12 protein-coding genes are annotated in these 14,727 nt (G+C 45.9%); 3 read left to right on the forward strand and 9 right to left on the reverse strand.

Annotated elements, in window-relative coordinates:
* Positions 1-19 precede the first annotated feature (19 nt).
* From IKN49_00120 to IKN49_00130, 3 genes are read right to left on the reverse strand one after another with little or no spacing between them, the layout of a single operon-like run.
* Positions 20-1,558: an efflux transporter outer membrane subunit gene (locus IKN49_00120; protein MBR3631470.1), complete on the reverse strand. Its 1,539-nt coding sequence runs from the start codon at positions 1,556-1,558 to the stop codon at positions 20-22.
* Positions 1,548-4,703: a multidrug efflux RND transporter permease subunit gene (locus IKN49_00125; GenBank protein MBR3631471.1), complete on the reverse strand. Its 3,156-nt coding sequence runs from the start codon at positions 4,701-4,703 to the stop codon at positions 1,548-1,550. The genes IKN49_00120 and IKN49_00125 overlap by 11 nt, the downstream gene beginning before the upstream one ends.
* A gap of 9 nt (positions 4,704-4,712) precedes the next feature.
* The gene (locus IKN49_00130; protein ID MBR3631472.1) at positions 4,713-6,020 is read right to left on the reverse strand and encodes an efflux RND transporter periplasmic adaptor subunit; all 1,308 of its coding nucleotides are present in this window, start codon (positions 6,018-6,020) and stop codon (positions 4,713-4,715) included.
* 138 nt (positions 6,021-6,158) lie between these two features.
* On the opposite strand from IKN49_00130, the gene IKN49_00135 reads away from it, so the two are divergent.
* The gene (locus tag IKN49_00135) at positions 6,159-6,728 is read left to right on the forward strand and encodes a sugar O-acetyltransferase (protein ID MBR3631473.1); all 570 of its coding nucleotides are present in this window, start codon (positions 6,159-6,161) and stop codon (positions 6,726-6,728) included.
* Between the two features lie 12 nt (positions 6,729-6,740).
* A complete protein-coding gene (locus IKN49_00140; protein ID MBR3631474.1) occupies positions 6,741-7,517 on the forward strand; it encodes a hypothetical protein in 777 nt (258 codons plus the stop codon).
* 406 nt (positions 7,518-7,923) lie between these two features.
* On the opposite strand, the gene IKN49_00145 is transcribed toward IKN49_00140, so the two are convergent.
* The 3 genes from IKN49_00145 to rplM form a co-directional block, all read right to left on the reverse strand.
* Positions 7,924-8,889, reverse strand: coding sequence for a pilin (locus tag IKN49_00145; protein MBR3631475.1), 966 nt, complete (start codon positions 8,887-8,889; stop codon positions 7,924-7,926).
* 220 nt (positions 8,890-9,109) lie between these two features.
* Complete coding sequence (gene rpsI, locus IKN49_00150; GenBank protein MBR3631476.1) at positions 9,110-9,505, reverse strand: 30S ribosomal protein S9; 396 nt, start codon at positions 9,503-9,505, stop codon at positions 9,110-9,112.
* 14 nt (positions 9,506-9,519) lie between these two features.
* Positions 9,520-9,945, reverse strand: a complete 426-nt coding sequence (gene rplM / locus IKN49_00155; GenBank protein ID MBR3631477.1) for a 50S ribosomal protein L13 — start codon at positions 9,943-9,945, stop codon at positions 9,520-9,522.
* Positions 9,946-10,084: 139 nt separating this feature from the next.
* Here rplM and IKN49_00160 point away from each other — a divergent pair, with 139 nt between their 5' ends.
* Positions 10,085-10,618 (forward strand): hypothetical protein, encoded by a 534-nt coding sequence (locus tag IKN49_00160; GenBank protein ID MBR3631478.1) that lies wholly within the window; start codon positions 10,085-10,087, stop codon positions 10,616-10,618.
* A 127-nt stretch (positions 10,619-10,745) separates the two neighbouring features.
* Here IKN49_00160 and IKN49_00165 read toward each other — a convergent pair whose 3' ends face one another.
* Genes IKN49_00165 through IKN49_00175 form a run of 3 tightly spaced genes read right to left on the reverse strand, consistent with a single transcriptional unit; the run spans position 10,746 to position 14,661 of the window.
* Positions 10,746-11,711, reverse strand: a complete 966-nt coding sequence (locus tag IKN49_00165; protein MBR3631479.1) for a tRNA-dihydrouridine synthase — start codon at positions 11,709-11,711, stop codon at positions 10,746-10,748.
* Positions 11,708-13,201: a bifunctional metallophosphatase/5'-nucleotidase gene (locus IKN49_00170; protein MBR3631480.1), complete on the reverse strand. Its 1,494-nt coding sequence runs from the start codon at positions 13,199-13,201 to the stop codon at positions 11,708-11,710. Before IKN49_00170 ends, IKN49_00165 begins: the two co-directional genes overlap by 4 nt.
* On the reverse strand, positions 13,198-14,661 hold the full coding sequence (locus IKN49_00175; protein ID MBR3631481.1) for a bifunctional metallophosphatase/5'-nucleotidase: 1,464 nt from the start codon (positions 14,659-14,661) through the stop codon (positions 13,198-13,200). The genes IKN49_00170 and IKN49_00175 overlap by 4 nt, the downstream gene beginning before the upstream one ends.
* Positions 14,662-14,727: the final 66 nt, after the last annotated feature.

Below are 14,727 nucleotides of genomic sequence, written 5' to 3' on the forward strand. Positions count from 1 at the left end.
TTATTTTAGATTAAAAGTCTTATTTTTGTTCTGCTGTTTCCGGCAAAGTCACCGTTTCTTGCGGCGTTACTGTCTCTTGTGGCGTTACCGTCTCCGGAGCAGGTTGGCTTGCAGGGGTAACTGCGTTGTTAGCCGCTTCTTGTTCTTGGCGCAGTTGCTCTTCAAAGGGACCAAAGCCGCATTTCTCATCCCAGCCGCCGCCTAATGCTTTAGACAAATTCACCAGTCCTACCAGTTCGGCTTGGCGTGCCTGCGCTAAAGACATTTCTGCTTGTAACAGATTACGTTCCACGTCTAACAATTCCATGGTGCCAATCAACCCTGCATCTTCTTGTTTTTTAGTCAGTTCATAACTGCGACGCAAGGCCTGCGTTTGTTTCAAACGAATATCAAACGTCTCGCGATTAATTCGATTGGCATTGAGAGCATCTAACGCTTCTTTGAAGGCAACTTGTACTGCTTTTTCATATGCCGCGAGCATCTCTTCATATTTTGCCTTAGCGGCACGGTTTTGTGCTATTAACTTGCCTCCGTTAAAAACAGGTTGCATGGCAGAAGCACCGATTGCCCATATACCGTTAGTACCGCGGAATAATTGTCTCAAATCATTGCTGGCATATCCGGCCGCACCGGTCAAAGAAATATCCGGGAAATACGCCGCACGCGCCGCACCGATACGGGCATTAGCCGCAATTAGTTGTCCTTCGGCACTTCGCACATCGGGGCGATTGGCTAAAAATTGGGACGGCAACCCTTGTGGCACTTCCGGCACTACAACTACGTCACGTAAGTGCCCGTTGCGGGGCTTATCTTTTTCCATAATTTCCCGCGGACTGTCTCCTACTAATACCGCTAAGGCAGTCTCTGCTTGGCTGACTTGCAATTCCAACTCCTTAGCAGAAGCCGCCACAGTGTACATATCGGCTTCCACGCGGCGCAAATCCACTTCCGCAATCACGCCGGCCTCATAGCGGCTATTGTAAATACGCACACTTTCCAATCGGGTTTCTAAGGTTTTGTTGGCAATTTCTAGTTGAGCGTCCAACATCCGCAACGTGAAATAAGAGGTTGCCACCTGCGCCGTCAAAGATAAAAGCACCGTGTCTTTGGCCGTCATTGTGGAGAGCAAATCGGCTTTGGCCGCTTCGCTTAAGCGACGATATTTTCCCCACAGATCCAGTTCAAAAGAGGCTACCACCGTAGCGGTACTAGCCGTCTGCCCAGAACCGTAATAATTGCCGGCTCTGCCACTACCTGCCTGCAAGCCGATTGCCGGCAACTGATCTGCCACCGCACTGGTCACCCCGGCACGGGCTTCTTCTACGCGGGCAATGGCTTGGCGCAGATCCCGGTTATACTGTAAGGCTTGTTTTTCCAAACGGTTCAAATCGGCGTCTTCAAACATTTCCCACCATTGATAATTTTGAAACACGCTAAAATTCTCGCCACTATTTTGGGCAGGCAAGTCTAACTCCGGCCGTTTATAATTCGGCCCCAGCATACAACCGCTGAGCCACAAAGTACCCGCCGCTATGGCTATACATTTTCTAAATGTCATGTACTATTTCCTCCTTCTCTTGGGCCGATTTTTCTTTAGCAGAGATTTTTTCTTTACGACCACCGGAAATAATGTAGAAAAATACTGGCACGAACATGGGCGCGATTACCGTCGCAGCCAACATACCAAACACCACCGCCGTTCCGATAGCATGACGGCTGGCCGCACCGGCTCCGGTGCTGACAGCAAGCGGCACACACCCTAAAATAAAAGCCAGTGAGGTCATCACAATAGGCCTAAAACGCAAGCGAATAGCTTGCACGGCAGCATCATAGGCGCTGGCCCCTTGCTCTTTAATCATCACCGCAAATTCTACAATCAAAATAGCGTTCTTAGCGGCTAACCCTACCAAGGCCACCAAGGCGATTTGGAAGTAAATATCGTTATTCAGTCCGCGCATCCACGTACCCAACAAGGCCCCAAACATACCAAACGGAACTGCCAAAATAACCGCAAACGGAAGGCCCCATTTTTCATACTGGGCCGCCAAAATCAAGAACACCACCAACATCCCCAGCAAAAGTGCCATCGTTGAGGAGCTACCGCTAATAGTTTCTTGATAAGTAGTACCCGTCCAGGAAAGGGTGAAATCTTCTCCCAAAGTTTCTTTAGCAGTTTCCTCCATGGCAGTAATAGCTTGGCCGGAGCTGTATCCGCTGGCAGGCGTTGCCATTATTTTGGCCGCAGGGAAAGCATTAAAACGTTCCACCATGTCTGGTCCTAAAGTGGGAGTTAAGGTGATAAAAGCCGCCAGCGGAATCATATCCCCCGCCTGCGAACGAACATAAATCTCTCCCAACTGTTCCGGACGCGCGCGGAAATCACCTTCTGCTTGCATCATAACCTTAAAGCTGCGGCTGAATTTTGTAAAGTCATTTACATACGCTGTACCGAAAGTCCCTTGAATCGTGTTATAGAGTTCCGACAGAGAAACATTCATCGCCATCGCTTTAATTTCATCTACTTTCAAATCATACTGCGGGGTAGCCGCCGAGAACGTAGTGCTTACCTCTTCCAACTCCGGTCTCTTCTTAGCAGCGGCAATAAATTCACTTACTTTAGCAGACAAAGCCGCACTACCGCTTCCGGCACGATTTTGAATATATCCTTCCAAACCACCGGTCGTACTCATCCCCATTACCGGCGGCGGGTTAAACGGCATCACTACAGCTCCGTGAATTTGTCCCGTCCCCATTTTGCCAATCGCCGCTACCGTACCAAAGGAGGATAAGGCCTCCGTTTTGCGTTCCTTCCACGGCTTTAATGCCACGAAGGAAGAAACAGAACTGCTTTTCATGGTACTACTGAGCATGTCATAACCGGCAAACGTGAATTCTTCTTGTACGGCAGGTTGTTTCTCGATAATTTGCTCTAATTGTTTGGCCACCTCTTCAGTACGACTAAGAGCACTGGATGGATCTAACATCGTAGCCACCATGAGCATCCCTTGGTCTTCATCGGGTAACAATCCGCCCGGCACCAATTTGAAAAGACCGGCAGCCGCTCCCCAAATGAGCAATATACTTAGTAAAGCCACCGGAAGCCGACGGATAAAGAATGCCGCCACGCCCGTATATTTTTCAGTCATCTTTTCAAACCAATTATCAAAACGGAAGAAGAAACCGCTTGTTTTGGGTTTCATTTCTCGAAGTAGTAACGCACACAAAGCAGGCGTCAGCGTAAGGGCTACTAAACCGGAAATAACAACAGACACGGCAATCGTGATAGCAAACTGCTGATACATCACTCCGGTAAAACCACCCATAAATGCCACCGGCACAAACACGGAACACAACACCAGCACAATGGCCACAACCGGACCGGTTACTTCGTCCATTGCTTTGATAGTGGCCTCTTTGACCGGCAAATGTTCCTCATGCATAATACGCTCTACGTTTTCAATAACCACGATAGCATCGTCCACCACAATACCAATCGCCAGTACTAGTCCAAACAACGTAAGGGTATTAATAGAAAATCCTAACAACATCATTCCCGCAAAGGCGCCTACAATAGAAACCGGCACTGCCAAGCACGGAATTAAAGTAGCCCGCCAATCGTGCAAGAACAGATACACCACTAAGAACACCAAAATCATCGCTTCAATTAAGGTATGAATAACTTCTTCAATAGAAGCATTCACGAATAATGTGGTATCGTAAGCCACCTTGTATTCAACACCGCTGGGGAAATTTTTGGCCAGTTCATCCATCCGTTTAATTACCGCTTGTTCGGTGGCCACCGCATTGGCACCCGGCGAGAGGAAGATCCCGATAGGAACTGCGGGTTTTCCATTATAAGAACCGGAAAACTCATAGGTTTGGCTGCCTAACTCCACCCGCGCCACATCTCTTAAGCGTAGCGAAGTTCCGTCCGGATTAGCCCGTAAAATAATTTCCTCAAACTCCGCCGGATCTTTTAAGCGGCTAGGGGCTACGATGGTGTACATTCTATCTACACTGGTCGTCAAGGGAGGTTGTCCGATTTTACCGGCGGCACGCTGTGTATTTTGTGCTTGCACCGCTGCCATCACATCACTTACAGACAGTCCCAACTGACTCATAACATCCGGTTTAAGCCAAATGCGGATAGAATAATCATTGGCAGACATTACCTGCGCGTCGCCCACCCCTTCAATACGTTTCAAATCGTCTACCACGTTGACCAAAGCATAGTTTCCAATATAGGTGGTATCATATACGCCGCTGGGAGAGTACATAGCAATTAACAGTAAAATGGCGGAAGATTTTTTCTCCACTCTTACCCCGTAACGCCGCACGTCTTCCGGCAAGGAAGTAGTGGCGGCCTGCACGCGGTTATTCACGTTAATCATGGCTTGATCCGGATCTGTTCCTACGCTGAAATAAACCAGTAAATTCATATCCCCGTTGGCGGCGGAAGTAGAGTTCATATACAACATATCTTCTACCCCGTTGACTTGCTGCTCAATAGGAGCCGCCACCGTATCGGCAATAATTTCAGGGCTGGCTCCCGGATATTGAGCCGATACCTGCACGGACGGAGGAGTTAAATCCGGATATTGTTCAATCGGAAGCGAAGTGATAGACACAATACCCGCCAATAAAATCAGCAAAGAAATAACTGTGGAAAAAATGGGGCGATTAATAAAAAATTTAGAAAACATATCAGCCTCTTATTTCTTATCGGTAGCAGTATCTGAGGGAGCTTGGCCGTTTGTCAGCGAATTTGGCAAAACTTGTTTATCCCCTTTTTCGTCCTGCTCCAAAGCCTCTTCCAAGGTGTCTATGTTCACAGCCGTAGTGGTACTGGGTACGGTCTGCTTTGTGGCGGAAATTGGTAAGGAAAAATCTTTTGCGCTTGGAGATACTTTCATATCCGGACGGATTTTAATCAATCCTTCCGATATAATTGTCTCCCCGCCTTTTAATCCTTCTGTTACGATATACAAATTATCCTGCAACTGTACCTTTACCGGTTGCGATTTGACCGTATTATCAGCTTGTACAATATACACCAAATCCCCCGCCGGAGTGCTTAAAACGGCAGAAGAAGGAACCAGTACGGCTTCCTTATATACGGTCCCAATCAAGCGCACTCTTATAAACTGTCCCGGCATCAACATCCGCTGATTGGTCGGATTTGGAAATTCGGCCCGTATTGCCAAGGAAGAAGTCTTAACATCTTCCGTGCTGTCGAAGAAAATGATCGTTCCTTTTTCCGGATAGACCCGTCCGTCTGAAGTGATAGCCTCCACATAGACCGGATTTTCTCCGGTAGTGTCTAAAACGATGGTACCTTCTGTGTATCCTTGTGCCATTTTGTAAAATTGAGAGCTAGGCATAGAGAAGTTAACCCACAAGGGCTGGATTTGCACCATCGTGGTAAGTAGCCCATTTCCCGCCGGAGAAACCAAACTACCCACAGATTGTGCTTCCTTACCTGTAATCCCCGATATAGGGGCTAATACTTTAGTATATTGCAAATTAATTTTCGCATCACTTACGCCGGCCTGCGCCACTTTTACCGAAGCCTGAGCCGTTTCATAGGCAGATAAAGAATCGTCGTAATCTTTTTGACTTACGGCATTATCGGCACGCAATTTTTTCATACGTTCATAATCACGCCGTGTCCGACTCACATCCGTTTGTGCTTGAGCCAAAGCACCTTCTGCCCGTTGCAAAGCCACTTCATATTCAGCCGGATCAATTTGGAACAGTTGTGTACCTTGTTGCACATAAGCGCCTTCATCAAATAAGCGAGCCTTTAGAATTCCGCCCACCTGTGCGCGTACTTGTACCTGCAAAGACCCCACTACTTGGGCCGGATATTCCATATTCCAAGGTAAATCTGCTTTTAATACCTTTATGGTTGTGACAGGAAGAGCTGCGTCTTGTTGTGACGCATCCTTTTTATGACAAGCACAAAGCATCGATATTGCCAAACAGACACAAACAGCCGAAACAATTTGTATTTTTTTCATGATAAACCTCTCCAATCTTAAAAAAAAATGAAATCAAAATTTTACTAGCAAACGCCCTACTTTATATTAAATTAAAATCTGACTTGAAAAACAAGTGTTCTAACCCTTTTTCCCCGGCAAATTTTGCTACAATACGGTATGAGCGAAAAAGAAAACATGTTAGCTGGTCTATTCTACAATTCCGCGGATCCGGAATTAGTACAGGCACGCCAAAATGCCCGCCGTTTACTGTGGAAATATAACGCCACCGATCCGGCAGACTTGTCTGCGCGCCAGCAAATAAGTCAACAATTATTTGGAAGCGTCGGCAAAGATGTAATTATAGAACCTCCTTTTTTATGTGATTACGGTAGCCAAATTTATTTGGGGGAGCGGGTATTTATCAATTTTAATTGTGTGATTTTGGATTGTGCCCGCGTGGAAATCGGGGATGGCACTATGTTAGGGCCTTGTGTGCAGATTTATACGGCCACCCATCCCATTGAGCCGGATGCCCGCGCCGGCGGAAAAGAATTTGCGGCTCCTGTTTGTATTGGCAAAAATGTATGGATTGGCGGAGGAGCTATTATTTTACCCGGTGTTAAAATCGGGGACGGTGCAGTTGTTGGAGCCGGAGCCGTGGTAACCAAAGATGTTTCGCCATACACGGTAGTAATCGGAAATCCGGCCAAACAAATTCGGCAATTTTACAAAACACCTAATCAATAGGAGTAGATGTCTATGCATAAATTACGTTATGTAGGTTTTTTGGCAATACTGATACTGGCTCCTCTATTCTGCGCCGCGGAGCCGGAAATTGTGATAGAGATGCAAGGCACCCCCGCTCCTGCCACCAAGACCACCAACATTTCTATTTGGGATAAAACAGCCCCTCAGTTAACCCGCTTATTACGCGGTAAAACACGGGAAGATGCTTTGTATTCCATCACCGTGGTATCGGTCAAAGACCGCACAATATCCGGCACTAAGCAAAAATATGCCCTTGTGGAGTATAAGAAAGACAAGTTGTTTCGCAAACTTTTATTTCAAGCCAAAGATCCGCAACTTTTCTTAACAGCCGCCGCTACTGCGCAAGATGTACTGGCCGTTAACAAAAAATATGCAGTTAATATCGGACTGGGCCAAGAGGATTTTGAAAATACATATAAGAATAAATTTACCTCGGAAACAGACCCCGATTTGCCGCAAAATGCCGTTTTGTATAAATTGGCATATACGGATGTAAACACCTCTACCGCTAGCGACCATTGGTATTTGTTTGAGGACCGGCAACTCAGCCAAACTTTCTATACGAAAGAAGATAAAGATGCCTATTTGCAAACCCTTCGACCTGCGCCGGCTCCGGTGACCCCTCAACCTAAGAAAAAACAGAAAAGACCTCCCTTCAAGGCCTTGATATCCGGCGGAACAACTTGGGATCAATCTTATTTACCGAGCATGGTCGATCCTAAAACGGTCAAACAATCTCAAGACACCGAGTCCGACTCCCAAAAATAATTCCCATTAAAAAACCCCCGAGATGAGTATCGGGGGTTACTGGTATCAGGCCGGGTAGCCTGTACCAGCCGGGGGATTGTAAGTTCAATCAAAGGTTGCCCGTCCTTGAGAATTATCACAGCCTCTGCAACAAAGCTGATTTCCTCTATGAGTAAATTACCCAACAAAAAGGGCAGCCCTCGTCACTAGGAGTTAGCACACGCCCAGTAACGACGCTGCCCTAACCGTGTAATTCTTTACACAGTTAAATGGCTTCGCCGTTTTTGGGGTGCTAACTGTTGTTTTCATTTCAAACAACCGTTCCGTCTCTTCAACGGACCCAAAAACAGTACATTTAACTTTTAATAAATACGTTTCCTACTCTAAATGTATTATGCAAAAAAAGATATTCTAAAGTAAAGTTTTTTCAACATTTAGGAGCATTACTTGGACAATTTGTCTGACCGGGCACGCCTTCCTCGCAACAACCACCAAGATATTCCACTGCCGCAGGCCAACCAGTGTTACAACCATTCAGTACTTTAGCTACACATTTAGATCCACTATATAACTTTGCTCCATAACAAGTTGAACCATAGCCATTATCAATTGTGCTAGCTTCACATGATGCTCCATTTTTAAAGCTTGAATAGGAACAGGCTTGAACTCCATCTCCAGCACAAGCACTATTATCATACTCTTTAGACGAGCACCCGCGAAAAGCGGCGCCCTTACACATTCCTTCCGGCCCAATTTTGCTGCCGCCGCCATTGGTATAACCGCATTGGTCAGGATAATTTTCATCTGCTATTACGCCCATTCCTAAATCGGTACAACGCTCGATTGTTGTGTTATAACATTTTGTTTTGCTACTGCTCCAACTTCCGGTTGCCGCTCCGCAGGTGGCTTTATCTACCGATTGGTCTAACAAATATCTCGTATATCCATCATCGGTATTTTTTAAGTATTGTCCTAGTAATAATTTCTCACAAAGTCTGTTGGCGCGCTCATCTCCGGTAGCCGCTTCACAATGTAACTGTCCGGCAAATTTTGGATTGTCATCTAAATAGCTGGCTAAACGCACATTGGCAAGTTTACTATTTGTCACTCTGATTACATTGGGGTCAGAGGTGTTATTGGGGGTGATTAAATTAAATGTTAAATCACTATTTTCCATAGTCACGTCCAAATTACCCATGGTGTCGGTATAGCCGTCATTGGACATCTTAAATGCTTCCTCTGCGTCTTTTATCGCTTTGGCTCCCGGGAGCATTGTGCTCCAATGACTCTTGTCCACTGCTCCTTGATACATTGGGATAGCAATGGCAGAAAGAATCCCAATAATCAGAACTACGATTAGTAATTCAATTAAAGTAAAGGCTTTCTTTGACATTTTTATTCTCCTGTTTAATCATCTTAAAACGCCCGTAATGCAACGTTTCGCAAGCAAGTGTCTTGAAAACAGCGGCGTTCTAAGAAATCGTAGCAAAAAAAAAAAACAAGTCAAGCCCTTTTTATTTCCCGACGAGAAAACGGCCAAAAAACAAACAACAAAGACAAAAAAATCCCGTCCAATAACAACTTGGACGGGATAAATTCTGTACAACAAACGCTTAACGTTTGGAGAACTGGAAGCGTTTGCGAGCACCCGGTTGACCCGGTTTCTTTCTTTCTACCATACGCGGATCGCGGGTTAAGAAACCGGCTTTCTTAACAGCCTTTTTCAAATCCTCGCTGATTTCCGCTACGGAGCGGGCAATAGCGTGACGCAAAGCGCCCGCTTGAGAAGAAATACCGCCGCCCTGCACTTTGGCAGTGACGTCATACTCTTTTTCTAAATTCGTAACGGTTAAAGGTGCTTTCACCGTGGCCTGATATTTAGCATGGCCTTTGAAATAATCGGCCAAGGCTTTGGCATTTACGGTGATGATGCCGGTACCTTTTACCAATTTGGCTTGTGCCACAGAAGTTTTGCGGCGGCCGGTTTTAATTTCTTTGGTATTGTTCATACAATTAATCCCTCTTATTTGGCAAATCTGCCGGCAAATTCGTGTTCTTCGCCTTTGTAAATGCGTAAGCGTTTCATGCGCGGAGCACGTAAACGATTGACATCCAACATGCGTTTAACCGCAAGTTCCAACACTTTGGTGGAATCTTTTTCAAACTGACGTTTGAGCGGGGTTTCTTTGGCGCCCTTGGCATAACCGGAGTGGGAGAAATATACTTTTTCTTCCATTTTGTTACCGGTTACTTTGATTTGGTCGGTATTGGTTACGACAACAAAATCACCGCAGTCCATATGAGGGGTATAGGTTCTTTTGTGTTTTCCCATCAGCAGCACGGCTACACGGGTAGCCAAGCGGCCTAAGGTTTGACCCGCCGCATCAATATGATGCCACTTGCGGGTGGTTTCTACTTCCTTGACGGAAGGTAAAAAAGTTTTCGTCATAATTTTAATTCTACCTTTTGTTATTAAAGCGCAACGGAGTGGTGGCCGTTGCATTAATGACTCGTGGTTTCCCAGATATTATAGCAAATTTATGAGAACTTCGTTGATTTTTATGCAAACTATGCTACAATACAACTATATGAAACGCAAAATAATCATCTATTTTCTTATTTTTATCTCTCTGCTTGTTGCGGCAGTGGCGGCGTTTTTTTGTATCCGCTCGTACTATCAAAAAGCACAACAGCAAGCACTTGAAAAACAAAAACTTGAAGAACAAGAACACGAGAAAAAAGTAGTCACGTACGCAATTGAACATCTAGACATCATGGAAAAAGCCCTGGAGGCCTATATCAAACGGCCGGGTGATTCCCCTAAATTTGATATTTTGCTTAATGAGATATTAAAATTGGCCGAAACAGACCTCTCTTATGGACAATGGGATGGCACTTTGGGCGTATATACTACCAAATATTTTGTTTATTTAGGCGGTTGCTATAGCAGCTGGTGTTACATAGAAGCGAATCGCAAAGGTAATTCTTACAGTTTACATCTCAAACACAACGGCAAAAAATGGTCCGAAAAGCGCTGTTACACCAAACGGACTGAATTGGGCCGCCTAATTTGCAACCATTTAAAACCGAGTGGTTGGAAATATGTAGAAGGTGAAGGTTAATTTGCTATAACACCAATTACAATTTGAACTGTTTCTGGAACTGTGTGAAGAATACAGAGTCATTGGAAACTATTTGTAAATCGTTGGAAGGACTAGGATGGATATAGCCGGATAGTGAAATGTAAACCTAGACCAAATTCCCAAACAATTTTTTGATATCTGTTAGGTTTTCCATTCGTACAAATTTGCCGCGCACTTCAGCGGCATTTGGGAAATCGCGTAGCCAATAGCCCGCCGTTTTTTTACTGCGACCAATCCCGATACGTTCCCCGTAGCGGGCCACATTTTCTTCAATGAGCGCCAAATAAATTTCCGCCCGGCGTTTGTAATCAAGCGGCATGACTTTTTCCCCCGCCAATTCCTTGGCAATATCACTAAAAATATAGGGGTTTCCCACGGCCGCACGGCCAATTAATAACCCCGCACACCCCGCACCGAAAAACTGTTTTGCTTTTTCTACTCCGTCGATACCGCCATTACCAAATACCGGAATTTTTACCGCCGCGCATACCGCCGCTAACGCTTCCAAATTCGGCTCTCCGCTGTGCATATCTTCCGCCGCGCGCGCATGCATCATCACCGCGGCCGCGCCTTCTTGTTCGGCTACGCGCGCCAGCTCCGGTCCTAAAATCGTACCGCGCTTTAACGCAATACGAGTTTTAAGTGTAACGGGAATTTTAACGGCCTTCACCGCCGCGGCCACTAGGCGCCCCAAGTGAACGGGGTCCTTCATAAGCACACAGCCCGCTCCGGCTTTATTGATTTTTTTAACCGGACAACCGGCATTAATGTCAATAATATCGGCCCCGCGCGCTTCTGCGGCACAAGCCGCTTCGGCAATGGTGCGCTCATCCGAACCAAAAATCTGCATAGAAACCGGTTTTTCGCGCGGGTCTATTTGCAACATACGAGTACTGCGCGCATTGCCATAATGCACGGCATGAGCAGATACCATCTCCGCGCATACAACCCCCGCCCCACCGCGCAAACACAAGGCACGAAACGGTCCATCCGTAACCCCTGCCATAGGGGCCAGCCACAGATTATTCGGCGCTAAAAAACGGCCTATTTTTACCGGACGGATTTCATTCATGGTCGCATACTCCAACGACCGCGGGTCGGTTTACCTACCGGTTTGTTGCCGGCCAAACATAAACGGAGTACTGTCCCCATTTCTACTTGTGTGTTTTTGAACTCCAAAGAATCAATAAAACCATCATGACCCGCCCCGCCGGCTAATAAATGATCCGTTACGGCTACGCGGTAAGTGGCATTGGGAGAAAGCGGTTTATCCCCCACTTGCACCGTGGTAATTTTAGCAATTCCCGCTTGCTGGGTATAATGCACCTTCATACCGGAAATTTGCGCAAAATTATCCGCCACCGACAACCCTTCTTCCAACGCCTTTTTCAACGCATTTCCTTTAATGGTCAAATAAGTCACATGGTCTGAATAAGGATATACTTTATATAAATCATATTGTGTCACAACGCCCTCCGGCAATTGATCACGCAGCGAAGAAGCATTAATCACAGCCGCATCTGCTTTGGCCCACTTACGCAAACAATCCGCCGCCCAATTTCCCAAATCGGATTCTCCATCCAATTTTCCGATTAAGGCTTGTTCTGTTTTTCCTACCGGCCGGCTCATTTGACTGCGGGCCGCACGGCGCAACTCGGCTATTTGCAGAGCCACTTCCTCATCTTCCCCGAAATCCCGCTTGTATAAAACCACATTTTCAAATTGGCTATAAGCCAACTCACCGTTCTTTTGAAAGAAAAGTTGAACGCGGCCCACACTGTCCAAACGAGACCCCGGATATACCAGTAAGGTGCGGCCCAATTGCCTTACCTCCGCATCTTCGTGGTTTAGGTCAGAGGTTACAAGAATATCTATTCCTTCCACTTCTTCTGCCAATTCGGTAGCCGTTAAAGAGCTCTTTTTCTCTTCTGTGTCCATCGCCGCCAGTGCCACAATGACTTGAGCTCCCTTTTCCTTGAGTAACTGTATAGTTTTCCTGGCGGTCTCCGCTTCCGGCAGGATTTTCAAACCGCCCAACCGATGTTTTCCTTTGAGTGACTGCGCGCTCACCAGTCCTATGACCCCGATTTTATAGGAACCTACTTCTTGCAACAACCAAGGTCGTACGCCCTCCGGCACGCGACCGTTAGACAGCACTACATTGGACAATACAAACGGAGCAGGGGACTCTTTGATAATGGATGCTAAAGATCTCCAACCATATGCTAAATCTTTTTCCGTAAACAGGCGGCCGCTATAAGGGATTGCGCGGGCGGCCTGATTGAAATATCCCCCTTGTGAAAGGGTACCCTCCGGCGTTTGCGCAAACCAATTGCCCCCTTCCAACAATAGAAAGGGGGTGGTTTGTCGGTCTAAAAAAGATTTTAAGATAGAAAGTCCGCCCGTTACTTCGTTGCCATAACGCGGTTCCGGCCGAGACCAAAAAACCCCTTCTATATCTGTCGTAATAAACAAATTGACTGAAGGTAATTCTTTAGGTGCGCAACCGAAAAAACCGATTCCTGTCACCAATAACAACAAAATACGAACGGCTTGTTTCATTTCACTTCTACAATACGGCCTGTCGGCAAAGCAATTAACGGAGATTGCGCCGCAATTCCTTCTTCTAATAATGTGCGCAATCCTTTCGTACCAAACGGTTTTTTGTCTTCCGCTTTGATGCGCTTAAACGGCCAGCCTTCCATATTACCGGCGGCCACATAGTCGTTGGTAGCAAAGGTATAAGTTTTGTGGTTTTCTACCGGTTGGCCATCCACAAACAATTTCAAATCTTTCACCTTACCGTTTTTGTTCCGATAGGTAATCGTCATACCGGAATAGGTATATAAACTGCGCGGCAACAACGTATGCTTGACCAGATATTTCAAGAATTTACCGTCTACGGTCATCATGACAATTTTATTATCAAACGGATTTACATCCACCACATCATGACGTGTAATCGTGCCCTTTGGCAAATCTACACGTGTGCCGCCGTTATTTTGGGCAAAAATTTGCACGCCTGTATACGCGCGGCCCAAATCGGCAATAAAGTTATTGAGCGGGCTATCTTTATGTTGGGGGTTGTCCGAAGAGATAGAAATCGTTTCCGCCGTCTTTCCGATTACTTTGTCCATCCCCGGCTCCATGAGTGACTTTGCATAAGCGGCCACTTTGGCGTCCTGCCCCACCTTAGATATCACTAACGGAATTAATTCTGCTTGGGCGGAAACAAATTTGCCGGTTTCATCATCTGTAACCACCGTTACTTTATTGACATTTTGCAGATTGCAACCGTCTTCTGCATATAAAGTATCTTTAATTTTTTCGTTGACAAAAATATGTGCATGCCCGCCAAGAACCAAATTTACACGATCGCTAAATTTGCGGCCGATATCGCCCACATAGGGTTGCACCCCGTGTTTTTGATCATGCAAAGAATCGTGCACAATCACGACCACTACATTTGGATGCAAGGCTTCTACTTCTTTTAGGGCTTTTTTCAAGGCTTTTATCGGTTTCAAAAATTTATATTTTTTAAGGCTAGAAGCGGCTGCCCTATTGGCTAGTCCAATGACTGCAATTTTTACACCGTCCACATCAAAAATTTCATAAGGTTTAACATGCGCCGGATATGTATTGGTTTGCGCGTCTACAAAATTAGCCGCCAGTACCGGAAAATTTAACGCTTCAAACATGGGGGCAATCGCTGCCTCTTTGAAATCAAATTCATGATTTCCAATGGTAGTAGCTTGATAGCCCAGTTTATTCATCAATTGTACGCTTTTAATACCTTTGGAACTTTTAGCCTCGGCAGTTCCGTTGGAAAAATCGCCCGAATCTAGTAGCAAATACGGATGCGGACCGTTTTTGAGCACATTGGCTAAGGCCGCAAAACCGCCGACGCCATTTTTCGGATAATAATATCCATGGGTATCACTGGTGTGATAAATGACGGTGGTTTTGGCAAACAAACCGACCGCCGTCAGCAACAAAGCAATCAATAACGATACTCTTTTCATGGGGGCTCCTTGATCTGTACAGACGTTAAATATATTTTATCCTAACAAAATTTATGTTGCCTTTCA

Source organism: Elusimicrobiaceae bacterium, from assembly GCA_017528825.1.
GTDB lineage: Bacteria > Elusimicrobiota > Elusimicrobia > Elusimicrobiales > Elusimicrobiaceae > Avelusimicrobium.

Coding starts and splice junctions, on each gene's coding strand:
- IKN49_00170 (MBR3631480.1), bottom strand. CDS start 13,201: ATGAAACAAGCCGTTCGTATTTTGTTGTTATTGGTGACAGGAATCGGT.
- rpsI (MBR3631476.1), bottom strand. CDS start 9,505: ATGAACAATACCAAAGAAATTAAAACCGGCCGCCGCAAAACTTCTGTG.
- IKN49_00120 (MBR3631470.1), bottom strand. CDS start 1,558: ATGACATTTAGAAAATGTATAGCCATAGCGGCGGGTACTTTGTGGCTC.
- IKN49_00145 (MBR3631475.1), bottom strand. CDS start 8,889: ATGTCAAAGAAAGCCTTTACTTTAATTGAATTACTAATCGTAGTTCTG.
- IKN49_00175 (MBR3631481.1), bottom strand. CDS start 14,661: ATGAAAAGAGTATCGTTATTGATTGCTTTGTTGCTGACGGCGGTCGGT.
- IKN49_00135 (MBR3631473.1), top strand. CDS start 6,159: ATGAGCGAAAAAGAAAACATGTTAGCTGGTCTATTCTACAATTCCGCG.
- IKN49_00160 (MBR3631478.1), top strand. CDS start 10,085: ATGAAACGCAAAATAATCATCTATTTTCTTATTTTTATCTCTCTGCTT.
- IKN49_00165 (MBR3631479.1), bottom strand. CDS start 11,711: ATGAATGAAATCCGTCCGGTAAAAATAGGCCGTTTTTTAGCGCCGAAT.
- rplM (MBR3631477.1), bottom strand. CDS start 9,945: ATGACGAAAACTTTTTTACCTTCCGTCAAGGAAGTAGAAACCACCCGC.
- IKN49_00125 (MBR3631471.1), bottom strand. CDS start 4,703: ATGTTTTCTAAATTTTTTATTAATCGCCCCATTTTTTCCACAGTTATT.
- IKN49_00140 (MBR3631474.1), top strand. CDS start 6,741: ATGCATAAATTACGTTATGTAGGTTTTTTGGCAATACTGATACTGGCT.
- IKN49_00130 (MBR3631472.1), bottom strand. CDS start 6,020: ATGAAAAAAATACAAATTGTTTCGGCTGTTTGTGTCTGTTTGGCAATA.